This is a genomic window from Streptomyces sp. ACA25, from assembly GCF_028200735.1.
Lineage (GTDB): Bacteria > Actinomycetota > Actinomycetes > Streptomycetales > Streptomycetaceae > Streptomyces.
In genome coordinates, this window is sequence record NZ_JAQKPV010000001.1 from 568,795 (window position 1) to 585,889 (window position 17,095).

The 17,095-nt window shown below is 69.9% G+C and carries 17 protein-coding genes, 1 tRNA gene and 1 other RNA gene; 16 read left to right on the top strand and 3 right to left on the bottom strand.

Annotated features, from left to right (window positions below; all coding sequences use genetic code 11):
• Nucleotides 1–32: 32 nt before the first annotated feature.
• Together PJ985_RS02605 and PJ985_RS02610 are read right to left on the bottom strand one after the other, a co-directional pair.
• On the bottom strand, nucleotides 33–698 hold the full coding sequence (locus PJ985_RS02605; protein WP_271681821.1) for a YdcF family protein: 666 nt from the start codon (nucleotides 696–698) through the stop codon (nucleotides 33–35).
• A complete protein-coding gene (locus PJ985_RS02610; RefSeq protein WP_271681822.1) occupies nucleotides 695–1,489 on the bottom strand; it encodes a GntR family transcriptional regulator in 795 nt (264 codons plus the stop codon). Before PJ985_RS02610 ends, PJ985_RS02605 begins: the two co-directional genes overlap by 4 nt.
• Before the next feature lie 518 nt (nucleotides 1,490–2,007).
• Here PJ985_RS02610 and PJ985_RS02615 point away from each other — a divergent pair.
• The 10 genes from PJ985_RS02615 to PJ985_RS02660 all read left to right on the top strand — a co-directional run bounded on the left by PJ985_RS02615 (nucleotide 2,008) and on the right by PJ985_RS02660 (nucleotide 10,805).
• Complete coding sequence (locus PJ985_RS02615; RefSeq protein ID WP_271681823.1) at nucleotides 2,008–2,268, top strand: hypothetical protein; 261 nt, start codon at nucleotides 2,008–2,010, stop codon at nucleotides 2,266–2,268.
• Complete coding sequence (locus tag PJ985_RS02620) at nucleotides 2,265–2,465, top strand: hypothetical protein (RefSeq protein WP_271681824.1); 201 nt, start codon at nucleotides 2,265–2,267, stop codon at nucleotides 2,463–2,465. Before PJ985_RS02615 ends, PJ985_RS02620 begins: the two co-directional genes overlap by 4 nt.
• Nucleotides 2,462–3,325, top strand: a complete 864-nt coding sequence (locus PJ985_RS02625) for a DUF2637 domain-containing protein (RefSeq protein WP_271681825.1) — start codon at nucleotides 2,462–2,464, stop codon at nucleotides 3,323–3,325. The genes PJ985_RS02620 and PJ985_RS02625 overlap by 4 nt, the downstream gene beginning before the upstream one ends.
• Before the next feature lie 214 nt (nucleotides 3,326–3,539).
• A complete protein-coding gene (locus tag PJ985_RS02630) occupies nucleotides 3,540–5,735 on the top strand; it encodes an FtsK/SpoIIIE domain-containing protein (protein ID WP_271681826.1) in 2,196 nt (731 codons plus the stop codon).
• Between the two features lie 149 nt (nucleotides 5,736–5,884).
• Nucleotides 5,885–6,148 (top strand): hypothetical protein, encoded by a 264-nt coding sequence (locus PJ985_RS02635; protein ID WP_271681827.1) that lies wholly within the window; start codon nucleotides 5,885–5,887, stop codon nucleotides 6,146–6,148.
• Nucleotides 6,145–6,336: a hypothetical protein gene (locus PJ985_RS02640; protein WP_271681828.1), complete on the top strand. Its 192-nt coding sequence runs from the start codon at nucleotides 6,145–6,147 to the stop codon at nucleotides 6,334–6,336. Before PJ985_RS02635 ends, PJ985_RS02640 begins: the two co-directional genes overlap by 4 nt.
• Before the next feature lie 93 nt (nucleotides 6,337–6,429).
• Nucleotides 6,430–7,284 carry a bifunctional DNA primase/polymerase gene (locus PJ985_RS02645; RefSeq protein ID WP_271681829.1) on the top strand — a complete coding sequence of 285 codons (855 nt, stop codon included), beginning with the start codon at nucleotides 6,430–6,432 and terminating at the stop codon, nucleotides 7,282–7,284.
• 2 nt (nucleotides 7,285–7,286) lie between these two features.
• Nucleotides 7,287–8,759: an ATP-binding protein gene (locus PJ985_RS02650; RefSeq protein WP_271681830.1), complete on the top strand. Its 1,473-nt coding sequence runs from the start codon at nucleotides 7,287–7,289 to the stop codon at nucleotides 8,757–8,759.
• A 451-nt stretch (nucleotides 8,760–9,210) separates the two neighbouring features.
• On the top strand, nucleotides 9,211–9,444 hold the full coding sequence (locus PJ985_RS02655; protein WP_271681831.1) for a helix-turn-helix domain-containing protein: 234 nt from the start codon (nucleotides 9,211–9,213) through the stop codon (nucleotides 9,442–9,444).
• An 80-nt stretch (nucleotides 9,445–9,524) separates the two neighbouring features.
• Complete coding sequence (locus tag PJ985_RS02660; RefSeq protein WP_271681832.1) at nucleotides 9,525–10,805, top strand: tyrosine-type recombinase/integrase; 1,281 nt, start codon at nucleotides 9,525–9,527, stop codon at nucleotides 10,803–10,805.
• A gap of 65 nt (nucleotides 10,806–10,870) precedes the next feature.
• On the opposite strand, the gene PJ985_RS02665 is transcribed toward PJ985_RS02660, so the two are convergent.
• A tRNA-Ser gene (locus tag PJ985_RS02665) sits at nucleotides 10,871–10,955 on the bottom strand.
• 96 nt (nucleotides 10,956–11,051) lie between these two features.
• Between PJ985_RS02665 and ffs the strand changes: the two genes are divergently transcribed.
• From ffs to PJ985_RS02695, 6 genes are all read left to right on the top strand, one after another.
• An RNA gene (ffs, locus tag PJ985_RS02670) (signal recognition particle sRNA small type) lies at nucleotides 11,052–11,150 on the top strand.
• A gap of 115 nt (nucleotides 11,151–11,265) precedes the next feature.
• Complete coding sequence (locus tag PJ985_RS02675; protein ID WP_271681833.1) at nucleotides 11,266–13,452, top strand: DNA polymerase III subunit gamma and tau; 2,187 nt, start codon at nucleotides 11,266–11,268, stop codon at nucleotides 13,450–13,452.
• Nucleotides 13,453–13,619: 167 nt separating this feature from the next.
• A complete protein-coding gene (locus PJ985_RS02680; RefSeq protein ID WP_271681834.1) occupies nucleotides 13,620–13,958 on the top strand; it encodes a YbaB/EbfC family nucleoid-associated protein in 339 nt (112 codons plus the stop codon).
• Between the two features lie 82 nt (nucleotides 13,959–14,040).
• Nucleotides 14,041–14,640, top strand: a complete 600-nt coding sequence (gene recR, locus PJ985_RS02685; protein WP_271681835.1) for a recombination mediator RecR — start codon at nucleotides 14,041–14,043, stop codon at nucleotides 14,638–14,640.
• Between the two features lie 122 nt (nucleotides 14,641–14,762).
• Nucleotides 14,763–15,410 (top strand): DUF5063 domain-containing protein, encoded by a 648-nt coding sequence (locus PJ985_RS02690; protein WP_271682074.1) that lies wholly within the window; start codon nucleotides 14,763–14,765, stop codon nucleotides 15,408–15,410.
• A gap of 290 nt (nucleotides 15,411–15,700) precedes the next feature.
• Nucleotides 15,701–16,972, top strand: a complete 1,272-nt coding sequence (locus PJ985_RS02695; RefSeq protein WP_271681836.1) for an aspartate kinase — start codon at nucleotides 15,701–15,703, stop codon at nucleotides 16,970–16,972.
• Nucleotides 16,973–17,095 lie beyond the last annotated feature (123 nt).

Consider the following 17,095-nt stretch of genomic DNA (forward strand, 5'->3'; position numbering starts at 1 on the left):
ACAGTGGGCCTCACAGAGCTTCAGGGTTTCCGTCACTTCTGCTCTGCGGAATCTGGCACGAGTCGGCTTGTGAACCCGGCGTCACGCAGACGTTTATACGCTGCGGTCACGTCTTCTGGCGTAGGCTGCTCAATCATGAATCCCTGCTGCGGATAGATCATGAGTCGCTGCTGCGCACCGGTCAACATGTCGATGACCAAGCGCGCGTCTCCGATCGAGTCGACGTAGTCGGTCAAGGTCATAGGCGTGGATGCGCTGACCCACTCCACTTCGGGCCACAACTTGCGGGCGGTCGCGTAGGCCCGTCGTTCCTCGTACGGCTTGCTGACCAGGAGGACGGACGAGACGGGGGTCCGGTGTTCTTCGAGGAGTTCGCGAGAGAAACGGATGTTCTCTCCTGTATTCCGGGCACGTGGCTCAACGAGGATGGCCTCGGCCGGCACGCCCAATTCCCTCGCCCGCTCGCGGTAGTGCTCGGCCTCGCCACGCGGCATGCGCTCTTGTGTCGTGCGGCTGGTCGCCCCGGTGAAGACAATCAGCGGCATCATGCCCCGGTGGTAGAGATCAGCGGTTGTGTCCGCGACTCCGAGGTCATGACTGCCGAGGCCGATCGCGACAGAGCACGGGCGCGGGTCATGGCCCATCTGTTGAAAGTCCCAGAGTCGCTGGGCGTCGGCCCATGCCTGCGCTGAGATCACTTGCTCTCGCCCTCCGCTTTTGCCGAGTCGGGGACCGTGAAGTCGTACGTCCAGGCGAAGCGCGTTGCCGCGTGAACGCCGATCGCGAACTCCACCACGGTCCCGTCGGCCGTGTACGTCGTCCGGTGCAACTCCATCACCCATTCGCCGGGAGCGAGCTGGAGGAGGTGGACTTCGTCCGCCGTGGGGATGCGAGCAAACAGTGTCTCCTGCATGTGGTCGATCTCGTATCCGGCGTCGTACAGCACACGGAAGCCACCACCCCGGCCGGCAGGCCCCGGTGTCGGGTCGACGATGCGCGTCCCTTCCACGTGCTCAGGACGGTAGTAGCTAGTCAAGGTGTGTGTTGGCTGCGCACCTTCCTTGACTACGCGCGCACGTGCGTAGACCTCCGCGCCTTCCGGTAGGCCGTGCGCATGGGCGACGACGGCCGGTGCAGGCACACGGCCGACGGTCTGGGTCTGCTCGTTTCGCTTGTAGGTGCGTCCGGACGCCACACGGTCCGCGATGAACGCCACCTCATCGCCGTCCCGCCACTTGGCCTTGTCGTACCGCGCGATGCCGAGTCGCTTGAGCGGGGCCCGCTCACGGACGACCGTGCCGTGGCCGCGTGAGGACGTGACCAGCCCTTCGGCTTCCAGCGCCCTGTAGGCCGCGTGGACCGTGGACTTCGAGCCCTCGCCCGCTTCCACCAGCTCCCTGATCTGCGGCAACTGGTCATTGGGTGCGTACTCGCCCTTCCTGATCTGTTCGGCCAGTCGGTCCGCGAGCTCTCGCCACTTGGGCGCCATGCGGCACTCCTTTCCACATCGACCAGTGAAGCACAGTCCCAGGACTGTTGACAGTCTCGGGACTGCGATGCATGGTTATCCCGAGTCGCCCGCAGTCCTAGGACTGCAAGGGGGATTCGCTCGGATGGGCCTTTTTTGAGCTGCCCTCCTGACGGTGGGGGCTCTCGTCTCGCTGACGAGACGGCCTGCGTTACCGAGCCCTCGGTGCCCGGAGGTGTCCCGTGAAACGGCGCTGAAGGAAGCACTCGATCTTTGACAACTGCATGGGGATCACGCCGCCTCTCCTCGGCCAAGTAGGCGGCCACGCGGACCCACGATCACGTGGGCCCGGGTGATGTACAGCGCGACTTCAACTCTCCGCAGCTCGAGGCTGCGGCCGGTTGCCTCCTCCGCCCGTCTCGCACGGGCGGGGCCGAGGGGAGCCGGAATGCACGGCTTCAACCACAACGGTGCGCGGCCCCGGTGTCCTACCACCGGGGCCGCAAAAGGCCGTTCCACTGTGAAGGGAAGCACGACCCATGAAGGACATTGTTGCCGGTCATGTGGCACTCACGGTCACGGACCATCTGGAACTCGCCTTGGGGACCGACCTTGAGTTGTTCCTCGGTGTCCCTGATGAGAGCGAGAGCGAGCGGGAGGCCCGGCTGGACGCCGCCCGGGACATGCTCGCCGACGACCCCGGCCTGTACGCCCGAGCGCTGCGGGCTATCGCGCCGCACCTGCCGGATACCTCCGTGGCGCCGGTTCCCGAGCTGTTCGTGGCGGGGGTGGCGGCGTGAACACGGTGAAGTCATTCCTCTTGTGGGGTGTGCTGCTGGCCCTGGTGTGGGTCTTCCCCTCGCTGGCCGCCGCCGTCATCGGCGTGGCCGGTGCGCTGGCGGTGGTCGCCGCCGGTCAGCCGGTCCTGTTGTCCTTCGCTCTCGGGCTGGCCGCCGGGTCCCGGTGGACCCGTCGGATGGTGGGGTGGGCGGCATGACCCGCTCGACTGCGGACCGGCTGATCGTGATCGGTGCGGCGGTGGTGATCGTGGCCCTGACCGGGGCGGCGTTCTGGCTGTCCTACGCGCACCTGGCGGAGATCGCCGAGGAACACGGCCTGTCCGGCGCCAGGGCGTGGGCGTGGCCCGCGACGCTGGATCTGGGGATCATCGCGGGCGAGTTGTTGATGCTGCGCGCGGCGATCCAACGGCGTACCGACTGGTGGGCCATCGCGTTGACGGTGGCCGGGGCCGGTGGCTCCATCGTCCTGAACGTCTGGGGCGTGGGAGCCAACGCCGAACCGCTGGACTACGTGGTGGCCGCCGTGCCGCCGTCGGCCGCCCTGCTGGCTTTCGGCGTGATGATGCGCCAAGTCCACCGCTGGCTCGCCCAGCCCACCACCGAACCGGGCCCGGTGACCATCGCCCCGGTCGTCTCAAAGCGCGAACCGGTGGTGCCCGCCGGGGTTCGGCTGCTGCCCCTGGTGACCGCCGGGTCGGACGTCGAGGTGACCATCGACCGCGTTCCGCCGATGCCCGTTGAGCACCCCGTACCGGTCGACCACCGGCCGCGCCCGATGCCCGTGACGTTGCCACCGAGCCCCGCGCCCCGGCCGGTCGAGATGACCGCCTCGGTGCCCGCCGACACCCCCCGCCAGGTGGTCACCGAGACGGTTGCCCTGACCCCCGCCGAACTGCGGCGACGGGCCCGAACCCTGCACCGCCGGGCGGTCACCGAGACCGGGCGGCCGGTGACCATCGAGCGCCTGCGCACCGAACTCGGTCTCTCCCGTCGGGACGCCGCCGCCCTGCGGCGCGAAGTGGTCACTGGAACCGAGCAGGAAGGCGAGCAGCGCTGACCACGCACCTGCCTCCACACCGCCACATCCACATTGCCGGTCGGCACCCCGAGATGACCGGCACGGCCGTCCTGTTCTTCGACGTCCAGCCCTTCGCGATCTGACCGTCATCCCCGAAACCCCCTGTGGGGCGGCTTGAGGCTTCCCGGCATCGGCCGCCCCACAGGGTTCTGCCCCCCATTCGAGTCGAGCCCGAAGGAAGGGTTTGTTCATCATGACCGACACCACGACCGTGAACGGGTCCGCGCCGCCGGTGCGCCCGACGGCCATCACTCTGACCAAGCCCAGCGATGCCACCGCACCCACGATCCAGGCTCCGGTGCCCGAGACGTTCCGCCCGACTGAGGAGAGGCCGCCGGTGCTCCCGGCCGCCGATGAGGAGAACGAGGGACGCGGGCCGCGTCCGGTGGATCCGCCCGGTCTCGCCGTGCCGGGGGTGCGTGGTGAGGTGCGCCGGCCGATCCTGGCGCCGTGGCTTACCCACCGAGCGGACCTGTTCGCCACCCTGGGGCGGGCCGGTGGCCGAGCCGGGTACGTGTGCGCCTACCACGGCCTGCGCACCATCGGCGGGATCTACCCCGCCCGCCTGGCCTTCCGCGCCCCGGTCGGGGCGGCCCGCCTGGTGCGCGGCACCTGGCGCTGGGCCAGCGACGCCGAAAGCGCCCCGTTGCGGACCCATGCGGTCAGCGCACAGGACAGTGACGAGTATCTGCGGCTGGACCGCACCCGGGTTTCGCGGGTGCGGTGGCGCTCCCTGGTGCTGGCAGTGGCGTTGCTGTTCGGCACCGCCGGCGCGCTGGCCCTGTACATCGCCGCGCCCGGTTGGCTGGCGGTGGTGGCTGCCGTCTCGGTGGCGGCGTTGGGGATGGCCGGTCAGGAGCGGGACCGGCCGGTGATCGGCCCCGCGGTTCAGGTCACCGAGGTGCCCAAGCTGACCTCCTCGCTGGTGCTGCGCGGCCTGGACGCCATCGGCCACCCCCGCATCACCGCCGCCATCAAGAAGGGCGGGGAGATGAACGGGATGCGCTTCACCTCCGAGATCACCCGCGACGGACCCGGGTACCGGGCGGAACTGGATCTGCCCTACGGCGTGACCCCGGACGATGTGATGGACAAGCGCACCGAGCTGGCCTCCGGCCTGCGGCGCAAGCTCGGCTGCGTGTGGCCCTCCGGCGACCCCGGAGAGCACGAGGGCCGGTTGGTGCTGTGGGTGGGGGACAAGCCGATGAACGAGACCAGACGCCCGGCCTGGCCGCTGGCCAAGAAGGGCACCGTGGACCTGTTCGCCCCCGTGGCCTTCGGCAACGACCAGCGGATGCGCGAGGTCGAGGTGACGCTGATGTTCGCCTCGGTGGTCGTCGGCTCCATCCCCCGCATGGGCAAGACTTTCCTGATGCGGCTGCTGCTGCTCATCGCCGCTCTCGATCCGCGCGCGGAGCTGCACGCCTTCGACTTCAAGGGCACCGGCGACTTCCGGGCGCTGGAGCCGGTGTGTCACCGCTACCGTGCCGGTGAGGAGGACGAGGACATCGAATACGTCCTGGCCTCCCTGCGGGAGCTGCGTGATGAACTGCGGCGCCGCGCCAAGGTCATCAAGTCCCTGCCACTGACCCGCTGCCCCGAATCTAAGGTCACCCCCGAACTGGCCAACGACCGTGCCTTGGGTCTGCACCCGGTGGTGGTGGGGCTGGACGAGTGTCAGGTGGCCTTCGAGCACCCCGAACACGGCGCCGAACTGGAGGCGATCTGCACTGACCTGGTCAAACGCGGCCCCGCCCTGGGGATGGTCGCGATGTTCGGCACCCAACGCCCGGACGCCAAGTCCCTGCCCAAGGGCATCTCCGACAACGCTGTGTTGCGGTTCTGCCTGAAGGTCATGTCGCAGGTGGCCAACGACATGGTGCTCGGGCAGAGCATGTACAAATCTGGTTACCGCGCCACCATGTTCGCCCGCTCCGACAAGGGCATCTGCTGGATGGCCGGTGAAGGCGACGACCCAAGGATCGTCGCCTCCACCTTCATCGACGCCCCCGCCGCCAAGGCCATCGCCGCCCGCGCCCGCGCGGCGCGGGATGCGTACGGCAACATCACCGGCCACGCTGCCGGACACGCCCCCGAGACCCCGGATGAGGGCCCGGATGTGCTGGCCGATGTGCTGGCGGTCCTGGAGGCCGGGGAGGACAAGGCGTGGTCGGAGACCATCGCCGCCCGCCTAGCCGCCCTCCGCCCCCAGGTCTACGCCGGGTGGCAGACCGAACAACTCACCGCCGCGCTGAAGCCGCACGGCGTGCGCACCCGCCAGGTGTGGGGCACCACCGACGCCGGTAAGGGCGCCAACCGGCGCGGCATCACCCGCGCCTCCATCACCACCGCGATGACTGAGCGTGAGCAGAACCGCGACCGGGACTGAACCTCGACCCCGCTAGGACTAGCGGCCCCCTCCGCTAGAACTAGCGCCCCCGCTAGCGCCCCAACCGGGCGGTGGCCTGCGACCTAACTTCTAGCAGGCCACCGCCCCCACACCCGGATTCTCGCCGGAAACCCACCCGGGAGGCACCCGTGCCCACCACCCTTGCCTGCCTCTTAGTCGTCACTCTCGGTTACATTCTGCTGTGTGTGGTCGCCCCGTTCCGCACCTGCCGGCTGTGCAATGGACTGGGCTTCGCCCTGCGCACCGACCGGCGCGGACGCCCCACACGCGGCCGGGCCTGCCGCCGCTGCCACGGCAACGGCCGACACCTGCGTACCGGCCGCCGCGCCTACGAACTGGCCGCCCGCATCCACCACCACGCCACCCCCCACATCAGGAAGGGCCCGCGATGACCGACCACCACATCACCCTCATGGCCGCAGGCGAACTCCGCGACGCCGTGGCCGCCCACCGGGCCGGGGACACCGCCGCTGCCATCGCCGCGCTCATGAGCATTGACCCCGACTCCTGGGCCGCCATCGAACACCGCCTGGCCACCCTCGGCGGCACCCTCGCCGAACTGCTGCCCGACACCCACTGACCGCACCAAGCACGAGAGCGGCCCGCGTCTCGCCAAAGCCTCGGGCCGCCCTCACTCCCCGATCACCAACAGATCCAAGGAGGTCTCTCCAGCATGACTCATGAACTCCGTTCCGCGCTGCTGCCCGTGGCGCTGGAGCGCGCCACGCTCGGGCTGCCGGTCCTGCCCCTGCGCCGGGGCAAGGTCCCGTTCGGCAACTGCCCCTCGTGCGCGGACAACGCGTGCGGCGGTCGGCCGAACATGAAGGTTCCGGGCCCGTGCCGCTGTCCCCACCCCTGCCACGGGTGGGCCGCCGCGACCACCGACCCGGCCGTCCATTCCTCCCCGGCCTGGACGGCCGCATGGCACCGGGCGGTCGCCATCGCCTGCCACCCCGGCGGCGCCGATCTGACCGTGGTGGATCTGGACGACGCGGAAGCCATCGCGTGGGCCCGTACCACCCTGCCCGCCACCCGGAGGGTGTCAACGACGCGCGGGGAGCACTGGATTTACCGGGGCGCCATGGCCTCCCGCAACGCGGTGCGACCCGGTGTGGACATTAAGTCGACCATGGCCTATGCCCGCTGGCTCGGTCCCGGCACCGGCACCCTGACCGACTTGCCGCAGACCGTGCGCGCGCTGGCGCTGAAGAAGCCGTCCACGGCCCGGCCGGTGCCGCCTGCGCTCGCCATGCCCGCACGGGCCGGGAGCGGGGTGTGTTGCCACCGCACGTCCACCTATCTGGAACGTGGCATCGCCATGGCCGAGCAGCGCATCACCGATGCCCGCAGCGCGATCCACACCACCGTGTACCGGACCTTCCTGGCCGTGCTGTCCACCCACGGGTGGTGCGGCTGCCTGACCGAGGCCCACGTCTCGCGGCTGTTCACCGCCGCGCAGGCCAGGGGTGAGAGCCCGCGGCACTGCACCGAGGCGTGGGTCAACGCCCGCAAGACGTTGGGACTGTGATCATGGCCGATGAGGAGAAGACTCCGGCCCGCGAGATCATCACCGACTACGCGCAAGCCAACTTCCGTTACTTCCGCACCGCCGACGGCACCGTGTACGCCCAGCGCAACGGCCATCCTGTGGCCCGCCCGATCCGCTCCCAGGGCACCACCGGCAGCCACCGTCAGGAACTCATGGTCGGCCTGTTCCGCGACGGCATCGGCGTGTTCAACGGCGCTGCCCTGAAGGAGGCACTGGATTTGATCGAAGCCCTTGCGTTGACCGAGGACGTCCAGCCGGTCCACATCCGCGTCGCCCCCGGCCACGATGGGGCCACCTGGCTGGACTTGGGGCGGGCGGATGGGCTGTCCGTGCGCATCCACCCCACCGGCTGGGACATCGCCGTCCCCGACCCCCGCGAGGTGTGCTGGCGGCGCACCCAGCTCACCGGGGAGCTGCCCCTTCCGGCCAAGGACAGCGACGGCAAGGGCATTGACGCTCTGCTGCGGCTGTGCAACTTCGCCACCGCCGAGACCGAGTGCCTGGCTTTGGCCTGGCTCATCGGCTGCCTGGGACCCTCGGTCCCGGTCCCGGCGCCGTTCCTCACCGGGCCGCAGGGCGCGGGCAAGTCCACCGGTGGGCGGATGCTCGTGCGGGTTATCGAGGGCATGAGCGGGGACCTGCGTCGAGCCCCGAAGGATGAAGAGAACTTGATCGCAGCGGTGGCGGCCGGATGGGTCACCGCCCTGGACAACCTCTCCCACATGACCCCGGATCTGTCGGATGCGCTGTGCTGCATCGTCACCGGTGCCGAGAACGTCAAGCGCGCCTTGTTCACCGACGGGGACGTGTTCCGCGCCCGCTACCGCCGGCCCCTGCTGCTGACCGGCATCGACGTGGGCATCATCCGGCCCGACCTGGCCGAACGGCTCCTACCGTTGCGCCTGGAACGGCCCCGGATCCGGCGCACCGAGGCCGAACTGTGGACGGAATACGCCGAGGTGCTGCCCGTCATCCTTGGATCCCTGCTGGATCTCACGGTGACGGTTCGCGCGGCGGAGGCCGAGACCCCCACCGATCTGCGGATGGCGGACTTCGCGCACCTGTGCGCGCAGATCGACACGGCCACCGGACTCGGGGCGCTGGCCGCATACCGGGCCAGTCTGGACGACCTCAACGACGATGTGATCGAAGGCGACCTGCTCGCCCAGACCGTCCTTCGGCACGCGGCGGACATGGAACCGGGCGCGGCGCAGCGGATGACCTCCACGGAGTGGCTGCACTGCCTCACCCGCCTCTACACCGGCGAGGACTTCCGTCCCCTGCCCAAGGGCTGGCCGACCACCGGGAAAGTCCTCTCCGATCGCCTCAAGCGGCTGCAACCGACCCTGGCCGCCCGAGGCGTTCTCATCGACTCGGGCCGCACCAGGGAAGGCCGCTACCTGGAGATGACCCGCTCCCCGGCCACGCCTCCGCACGAGCAACAGGTGCTCTGACCGCCGCTGACCGTACGAGCAAGAGGAGCACCAGGCGACGCGTGCTCCTCTTGCTGTTCGGCGGAACCGCCGCCCGTGATGGACGTGCCGCGAAGCGGCTCCTTCTTTACGCCTGAGCGCGCACCCACCTCCACGGACACCCCTCCCTTTTTCCCAAGTAGGGGAACCCTGCGTCACCTGCGTCACGCAGGCCGAGGAACCGCCGGGTGACCTGCGCGGACGGACGTGACGCAGACGGCTGCCCTCTGCGTCACGCCGCGTCACCCGCGTCACCGGTGACGGACAACCCGCGTCACCGGTGACGCACCCCCAACGCCCTGCGTCACCCCAAACGAGCAGGTCGGACAACGCGGATGACGGAGGTGACGCGGTGACGCAGAAATCCCCGCCTCGGACACCCACCAACTCCCGCCACTACTACCGACGGACAGTTCCCTGAGGAGACCGTTCGATGAGTATCGCCACCGTGGACACCACGTCACTCGCTGAGATCGGCGACCCGGCCCCTGTTCTCCTGACCGTCGAAGAGGCCGCTCGCTGCCTCCGCATCGGCCGCACGACCTGCTACGCCCTCATCCGCACCGGAGAACTGGAGTCCCTGACCATCGGCGGACTCCGGCGCGTCCCCGCCGACGCACCGGCCGCCTATCTCGCCCGTCGACGCGCCGAGCAGCGCGCCGCCTGATCCCACCTTCCGGAGCGCCGCCCGAATGTCGGGCGGCGCTCCGGGCTTGTCCGACCTTGCACCGACCGGAGGATCTGCCAATGGCAGAGGAGAAGAAGCGCACTCGCCGTGCCAACGGCGAATCGGCCATCTACCTGGGGAAGGACGGACGTTGGCACGCCCGTGTGCCCATGGGCTGCAAGGACGACGGAACGCCGTACCGCCGACACCTGACCCGCCCTACGCGCAAAGAGCTGGTGGAGGAAGTCCGGCGTCTGGAGAAGCAGCGCGACGAAGGGTCCGCGCGTCAGCCCGGGAAGCCGTGGACGGTGGCGAAGCGGCTTGAGCATTGGGTCGAGAACATCGCCAAGCCCGTCGTCAGTGAGAACACGTACGCCGGATACGAGGTGGCGGTGCGGGTGCACCTGGTGCCGGGCATCGGTCGGCACCGAATCGATCGCCTGGAGCCCGAGCACCTGGAAAGCCTGTATCGCCGGATGCAGAGCGCCGGCAGCAAGGCGGGTACCGCTCACCAGGTCCACCGGACGGCCCGTACGGCTCTCGGTGAAGCGGTGCGACGCGGTCACGCGGCGAAGAACGCTGCCGCCCTGGCGAAGCCTCCCCGGATGGAAGAGGACGAGACGGAGGTGGAGCCCTACTCGGTCGACGAGGTACAGAGCCTCTTGCTCGAAGTGAACAAGCGCCGGAACAGTGCCCGCTGGATGCTTGCTCTGGCACTCGGGTTGCGGCAAGGAGAGACGCTCGGACTGCGGTGGTCCGATGTCGACTTGGACAACGAGTACCTGAAGCTGCGCCGGAATCGGTTGCGGCCGAAGTACGAGCATGGGTGTGGCGAGGCCGCGCACTGCGGGCGGAAGGCCGGTTACTGCCCGAGCCGGGTGCAGGTGCGACGCGAGACGAAGAACACGAAGTCACGGGCGGGGCGTCGCGCCGTGCCGCTGCCTGGTCCGCTGGTCGTGATGCTCCGGTCCCACATGGAGACGCAGGCCCGGGAGCGCGCTGCGGCCGGGAACCTGTGGACCGAGTCCGCTTACGTGTTCACCAAGCCGTTGGGCGGGCCGCTCAGCCCGAACACGGACTACCACGACTGGAAGCGTCTGCTGGGGGACGCCGGTGTCCGGGACGGCCGTCTCCACGACGCCCGACACACCGCCGGCACGGTGCTGATGCTGCTCGGTGTGCCGGATCGCGTCATAGACCAGATCATGGGTTGGGAGCCGGGCGGAGCGGCACGGATGCGTGCGCGGTACCTGCACGTGACCGATCCCATGCTCAAGGAAGCGGCCCGGAAGATCGAGCGCGCCATCTGGGGAGCGCCCGAAAACCTCGCTGTGGACAAAGACCAGGACAACGAGGCGTAGGGACAACGACGTAGGGCCCCACCGCTGAGCGGTGGGGCCCTACGTGACAGCCCGGTGAGGCTGGGCGGAGGATACGAGATTCGAACTCGTGAGGGGTTGCCCCCAACACGCTTTCCAAGCGTGCGCCCTAGGCCACTAGGCGAATCCTCCGAGAGAGACAATACAAGACGTGGGGGAGTGCTAGCGAACCAGCTCCCGGGGGGCCGAGGGGTGTCCCGATGCGGCCGGTCGATCGGGTAGGCTTTGCGCAGCCCCTCACGCGGCGCTATCTGACTGAACTCCCCCAGGGCCGGAAGGCAGCAAGGGTAGGTTGGCTCTGGCGGGTGCGTGGGGGGCGTTGACGTTCCCGGACCCCGCCCGGCCGGGCGCCCCGAGCGCCCGCCGCACCTGATCTTCTCCCGCCGGTGCCCGGTGGCTGCTTCGTCGACCGATGTCGGAGCGGGCCGTTATCGTCGGTGTCGTGTCATCCCTCGCGCTGTACCGCCGCTATCGTCCCGAGACCTTCGCCGAGGTCATCGGGCAGGAGCATGTCACTGACCCGTTGCAGCAGGCCCTGCGCAACAACCGGGTCAACCACGCGTACCTGTTCAGCGGTCCGCGCGGCTGCGGCAAGACGACCAGCGCCCGCATCCTCGCCCGCTGCCTGAACTGCGAGCAGGGCCCCACGCCCACCCCTTGCGGGGAGTGCCAGTCCTGCCGTGACCTGGCGCGGAACGGCCCCGGGTCCATCGATGTGATTGAGATCGACGCCGCCTCGCACGGAGGTGTGGACGACGCGAGGGACCTGCGGGAGAAGGCCTTCTTCGGGCCCGCCTCCAGCCGGTACAAGATCTACATCATCGACGAGGCGCACATGGTCACCCCGGCGGGGTTCAACGCCCTGCTGAAGGTCGTCGAGGAGCCACCGGAGCACCTGAAGTTCATCTTCGCGACGACCGAGCCCGAGAAGGTCATCGGAACCATCCGGTCCCGCACCCACCACTATCCCTTCCGGCTGGTGCCCCCGGGGACGCTGCGTGACTACCTCGCGGAGGTCTGCGGGCGGGAGGACACCGTGGTGGACGACGCGGTGCTCCCGCTGGTCGTCCGGGCCGGCGCCGGATCCGTCCGGGACTCCATGTCCGTGATGGACCAGCTGCTCTCCGGAGCGGGCGAGGGCGGCGTCACCTACCCCATGGCCACCGCGCTGCTGGGGTACACCGACGGTGCCCTGCTCGACTCGGTGGTGGACGCGCTTGCCTCGGGCGACGGCGGCGCGGCCTTCGAGGTGGTCGACCGTGTCATCGAGGGCGGCCACGATCCGCGCCGGTTCGTGGCGGACCTGCTGGAGCGGCTGCGTGACCTGGTGATCCTCGCCGCTGTGCCGGACGCGGCGGACAAAGGGCTGATCGATGCACCGACCGACGTACTGGAGCGGATGAGCGCACAGGCCTCGGTCCTCGGGCCCGCCGAGCTCAGCCGGGCCGCGGACCTGGTCAACACGGGCCTGACCGAGATGCGGGGGGCCACCTCGCCCCGGCTGCAGCTGGAGCTGATCTGCGCCCGGGTGCTGCTGCCCGCCGCCTACGGTGACGAACGCTCCCTGCAGAGCAGGCTGGACCGGCTGGAGCGCGGCCTGCAGTCCGGCGGCCTGCGGTCGGCCGCGCCGCAGCCCGCCGTGTCCGATCCGGGTGCCGCGCCGCCGCAGCCGGGAGCCCCGGCGGCGCCGCCTGCTCCCCCCGTCACCGCTCTCCCCGCCGCACCCCCTCACCCCCCGGCTCCCGCCCCGCAGCCGGTCACGGCTCAGCAGGCGCCCGCCCCGCAGGCCCCGGCCGCGCCCTCCGCCCCGCCCGCAGCGGCGGGGCCGCAGCCCGGCGCGTGGCCTTCCGCGGCCCGCCCGCCCGCCGGTGGGCCCGCCCCCGGTGCTGCCGCAGCCGGGAGTGACGGCCCACCTGCCGGTCCGGCCTCCCGCCCCGGCGCCTGGCCCTCGACGGCCCTGCCCGGCGCGCCGGGCAGGCCACCGCCGCCGTCACCACCGCCGGCCGGCCGGCCGGCGGCCCCGGCTCCCGCGCCTGGCCGGGCCCCGGCCTCCGTCGGCGGTGACGCGCACGGCGTGCTCGCGGTCTGGGACCAGGTGCTGGAGGCCGTCAAGAAGCGGCGCCGGTTCAGCTGGATTCTGCTCAGCCAGAACGCCCGGGTCCTCGGCCTCGACGGGAACGCCCTGCGGCTGGGCTTCGCCACCGCAGGAGCCCGGGACAGCTTCGCCAGCAGTGGCAGTGAGGACGTGCTTCGGCAGACGCTCGGCGAGATGTTCGGCGGACAGTGGATGATCGAGGGGGTCGTCGACGGTGGAGACGCCGCCGCCGGCTCGCCGAGGCCGTCCACCGCGCCGCAGCCGGCTCCGCCCACCGCGCAGCCCGCTCAGCAGGGGCAGTCCCCTCAGGCCCCGCAGTGGCAGAGCGCTCCCGCGCCGCCGAGGAACCCGGCGGGCCGCACCGCCGGGGCGGAGCCCTCCCCGCGGGCGCCGGGCCCACCTCCGCCGGTCGCGGCGGAGGACGACATCCCGGCCGACGACGATGCCGATCTCGACGAGCGGGCGCTGTCCGGTCCGGAGCTCCTCGTGGAGGGCCTGGGCGCGACGGTCATCGAGCAGATCGACCACGGCTGAGCCGCGACCGGGCGCGGTGTCCGACCGGGACGGCCGGCCGGGCCGGTCGGCGGGAGGCTGCTGCCGGGCCACTGTTCACCGGAATCGTCCGGCCTTCGCCTCTCCTGGGCGGGAAAGACCCCGTAGGCTCATGAAGGTACGCACATCGTCGACGCCCAGGAGTGCACGTGTTTCCCGGTGGTGGGGCAGACATGCAGCAGCTGCTGCAGCAGGCCCAGAAGATGCAGCAGGATCTGGCCGCGGCCCAGGAGGAGCTCGCGCAGGAGTCGGTGCAGGGTTCCGCCGGCGGTGGCCTGGTCACGGCGACCGTCACCGGCGCCGGTGAGCTGCAGGGCCTGGTCATCGATCCGAAGGCGGTGGATCCGGAGGACACCGAGACCCTGGCGGACCTGGTCGTCGCGGCCATCCGTGACGCGAACAACGCCGCACAGGATCTCGCGCAGGAGAAGCTCGGTCCGCTCGCCGAAGGGCTGGGCGGGGGCGGTATGCCCGGGCTACCGTTCTGAGCGGTGCGCCGGGGCGGTCCGCAGGCAGCGGAGCGCACGGATAACTACCCTTGAATCAAGGTAAAGACACGGAAGGCACCTCGTGTACGAAGGCGTGGTCCAGGACCTCATCGACGAATTGGGCAGGCTGCCCGGCGTCGGGCCCAAGAGCGCGCAGCGGATCGCCTTTCACATCCTGCAGGCCGAGCCGGCCGATGTGCGGCGGCTCGCGCACACCCTGACCGAGGTGAAGGCCAAGGTCCGGTTCTGCGCCGAGTGCGGGAACGTCGCGCAGGAAGAGCGCTGCCGGATCTGCTTGGACCCCCGGCGCGACGTGGCCGTGCTCTGCGTGGTCGAGGAGCCCAAGGACGTCGTCGCCGTGGAGCGGACCCGGGAATTCCGGGGCCGCTACCACGTGCTGGGCGGCGCGATCAGCCCCATCGAGGGCGTGGGCCCGGACGATCTGCGGATCCGGGAACTGCTGGCGCGGCTCGCGGACGGCGCGGTCACCGAGCTGATCCTGGCCACGGACCCTAATCTGGAGGGCGAGGCCACGGCCACGTATCTGGCACGTATGGTCAGTTCACTGGGGTTGAAGGTCACACGTCTGGCCAGCGGTCTGCCGGTCGGAGGAGATTTGGAGTACGCCGACGAGGTCACCTTGGGGCGTGCCTTCGAAGGAAGGCGTCTGCTGGATGTCTAGGTTCAGGGAAGTGGAGAGCGGAACGGTGGGGAGGCGGATGCCCTGTGTCTGAAGTTGAGCCGACGCATGACGTGCCGAAGGAAACCGCGACGGTGGGGACGGTGGTGACCGGGGCGGCGTCGCTGGACCCGGCGGCCCTCGGGCCGGAGAGTTTCGCCGTGCAGATCGCGGACCAGGTCGAAAGCTTCCTGGTCGCGGTCACGGAGGTCGCCAAGGGCGACGACCCGGACAGCGCGGTGCCGCACCTGCTGCTCCAGGTGTCGCAGATCCTGCTCGCCGGTGGGCGCCTCGGTGCCCACCAGGACATCGTCCCGGAGGAACGCTACGAACCCGACACCGGCCCGGAACCGGACATGGACGGGCTGCGCGAGCAGCTGGCCGAGCTCCTCTCACCGGTCGATGTCTACTCCGAGGTCTTCGACCCGTACGTTCCGCGCAGCGCCCCGGTGCCCTGCCGGATCTCCGACGACCTCGCCGACGTCGTCACCGACCTGCGGCACGGCCTGACGCACTACCGCGAGGGCCGGATCAGCGAGGGTCTGTGGTGGTGGCAGTTCTCGTACCTGTCCAACTGGGGCCAGACGGCGAGTGCCGCGCTCCGCGCGCTGCAGTCCCTCGTCGCGCACGTCCGGCTCGGCACTCCGCTGCCCGCCCTGAACGGGCTGGACACGGACAGTGAGGCCGAGGACGGCGACCTGGAGCAGGAGGCCGGGGAAGTGATGGCGGCCGAGATCGCCGAGCCGCTGGGCCTCAAGCCGGTCGGTCCCTGACTCCGCGGCGCACAGCGAAGGGCGTCCCGGCCGGCGCGGGGGCCGTGCCTGCCGGGTGCCGCAGTGGCCGCCGGGCCCCGTTTCCGCGGGGCCCGGCGGCCTTGCTCCCGCTGTGACCCTTCTTACGTTTCCGTGTGCCCGCCCGCGCAGTGGGAAGGGGTCGTCGCTGGACGAGCCCGGTGTCTCAGGATGCGGCATCGGCAGGGCGGGAATCGCCTGCTCGGTAAACTGAACCGATCGTGACCCCCGCACGGGTCACGAAGAGTGAGAGATTCGAGGAGCGAGCACACGTGGGCCTTGTCGTGCAGAAGTACGGCGGCTCCTCCGTTGCCGATGCCGAGGGCATCAAGCGCGTTGCCAAGCGAATCGTCGAAGCCAAGAAGAACGGCCATCAAGTGGTCGTCGTGGTCTCGGCGATGGGTGACACGACGGACGAGCTGATCGATCTCGCCAAAGAGGTGTCCCCGGTGGCGTCCGGGCGCGAGTTCGACATGCTGCTGACCGCCGGAGAGCGGATCTCCATGGCCCTGCTGGCGATGGCGATCAAATCCCTCGGACACGAGGCGCAGTCGTTCACCGGCAGCCAGGCGGGCGTCATCACGGATTCCGTGCACAACAAGGCGCGGATCATCGACGTCACGCCGGGCCGGATCAAGAGCTCGGTCGACGAGGGCAACGTCGCCATCGTCGCCGGGTTCCAGGGCGTGTCCCAGGACAGCAAGGACATCACCACCCTCGGCCGTGGGGGGTCCGACACCACCGCCGTGGCGCTGGCCGCCGCGCTGGGCGCCGAGGTCTGTGAGATCTACACCGATGTGGACGGCGTCTTCACCGCCGACCCGCGGGTCGTGCCGAAGGCCCGCAAGATCGACTGGATCTCCTTCGAGGACATGCTGGAGCTCGCGAGCTCCGGTTCCAAGGTGCTGCTGCACCGCTGCGTGGAGTACGCGCGCCGTTACCAGATCCCGATCCATGTCCGGTCGTCGTTCTCCGGCCTCAAGGGCACCTGGGTCAGCAACGAGCCAGAAGGGGACCAGCCGATGGAGCAGGCAATCATTTCGGGGGTCGCCCACGACACGTCCGAGGCCAAGGTCACGGTCGTCGGGGTGCCCGACAAGCCGGGCGAGGCGGCAACGATCTTCCGGGCCATCGCGGACGCCGAGGTCAACATCGACATGGTGGTGCAGAACGTGTCCGCCGCGTCCACCGGCCTCACCGACATCTCCTTCACTCTCCCGAAGACCGAGGGCCGCAAGGCCATCGAGGCACTGGAGAAGCGGAAGGGCGCGATCGGTTTCGACTCGCTGCGGTATGACGACCAGATCGCCAAGATCTCGCTCGTCGGCGCGGGCATGAAGACGAACCCCGGCGTCACCGCCACGTTCTTCCAGGCCCTCTCCGACGTCGGGGTCAACATCGAGGTGATCTCCACCTCGGAGATCCGGATCTCCGTCGTCACCCGCAAGGACGACGTGGACGAGTCGGTGCGTGCCGTGCACACAGCGTTCGGGCTCGACTCGGACAGTGAGGAAGCCGTCGTCTACGGTGGTACCGGACGCTGATTTGCACCGTTCCGGGGGGATTTGGGGCGGTCGCGGAGCAGTCGTGATCAAGTCGTAGGTCCATACGGGTTGATCCGGACCAAGCTCCCGAGAGACGATTTCACCTCCCCGCGTCGCTGCTGC

Excerpts from the sequence above, each read along its gene's own strand:
- PJ985_RS02610 (WP_271681822.1), bottom strand. The coding sequence starts at position 1,489 with ATGGCGCCCAAGTGGCGAGAGCTCGCGGACCGACTGGCCGAACAGATC.
- PJ985_RS02615 (WP_271681823.1), top strand. The coding sequence starts at position 2,008 with ATGAAGGACATTGTTGCCGGTCATGTGGCACTCACGGTCACGGACCAT.
- PJ985_RS02625 (WP_271681825.1), top strand. The coding sequence starts at position 2,462 with ATGACCCGCTCGACTGCGGACCGGCTGATCGTGATCGGTGCGGCGGTG.
- PJ985_RS02630 (WP_271681826.1), top strand. The coding sequence starts at position 3,540 with ATGACCGACACCACGACCGTGAACGGGTCCGCGCCGCCGGTGCGCCCG.
- PJ985_RS02640 (WP_271681828.1), top strand. The coding sequence starts at position 6,145 with ATGACCGACCACCACATCACCCTCATGGCCGCAGGCGAACTCCGCGAC.
- PJ985_RS02645 (WP_271681829.1), top strand. The coding sequence starts at position 6,430 with ATGACTCATGAACTCCGTTCCGCGCTGCTGCCCGTGGCGCTGGAGCGC.
- PJ985_RS02650 (WP_271681830.1), top strand. The coding sequence starts at position 7,287 with ATGGCCGATGAGGAGAAGACTCCGGCCCGCGAGATCATCACCGACTAC.
- PJ985_RS02655 (WP_271681831.1), top strand. The coding sequence starts at position 9,211 with ATGAGTATCGCCACCGTGGACACCACGTCACTCGCTGAGATCGGCGAC.
- PJ985_RS02660 (WP_271681832.1), top strand. The coding sequence starts at position 9,525 with ATGGCAGAGGAGAAGAAGCGCACTCGCCGTGCCAACGGCGAATCGGCC.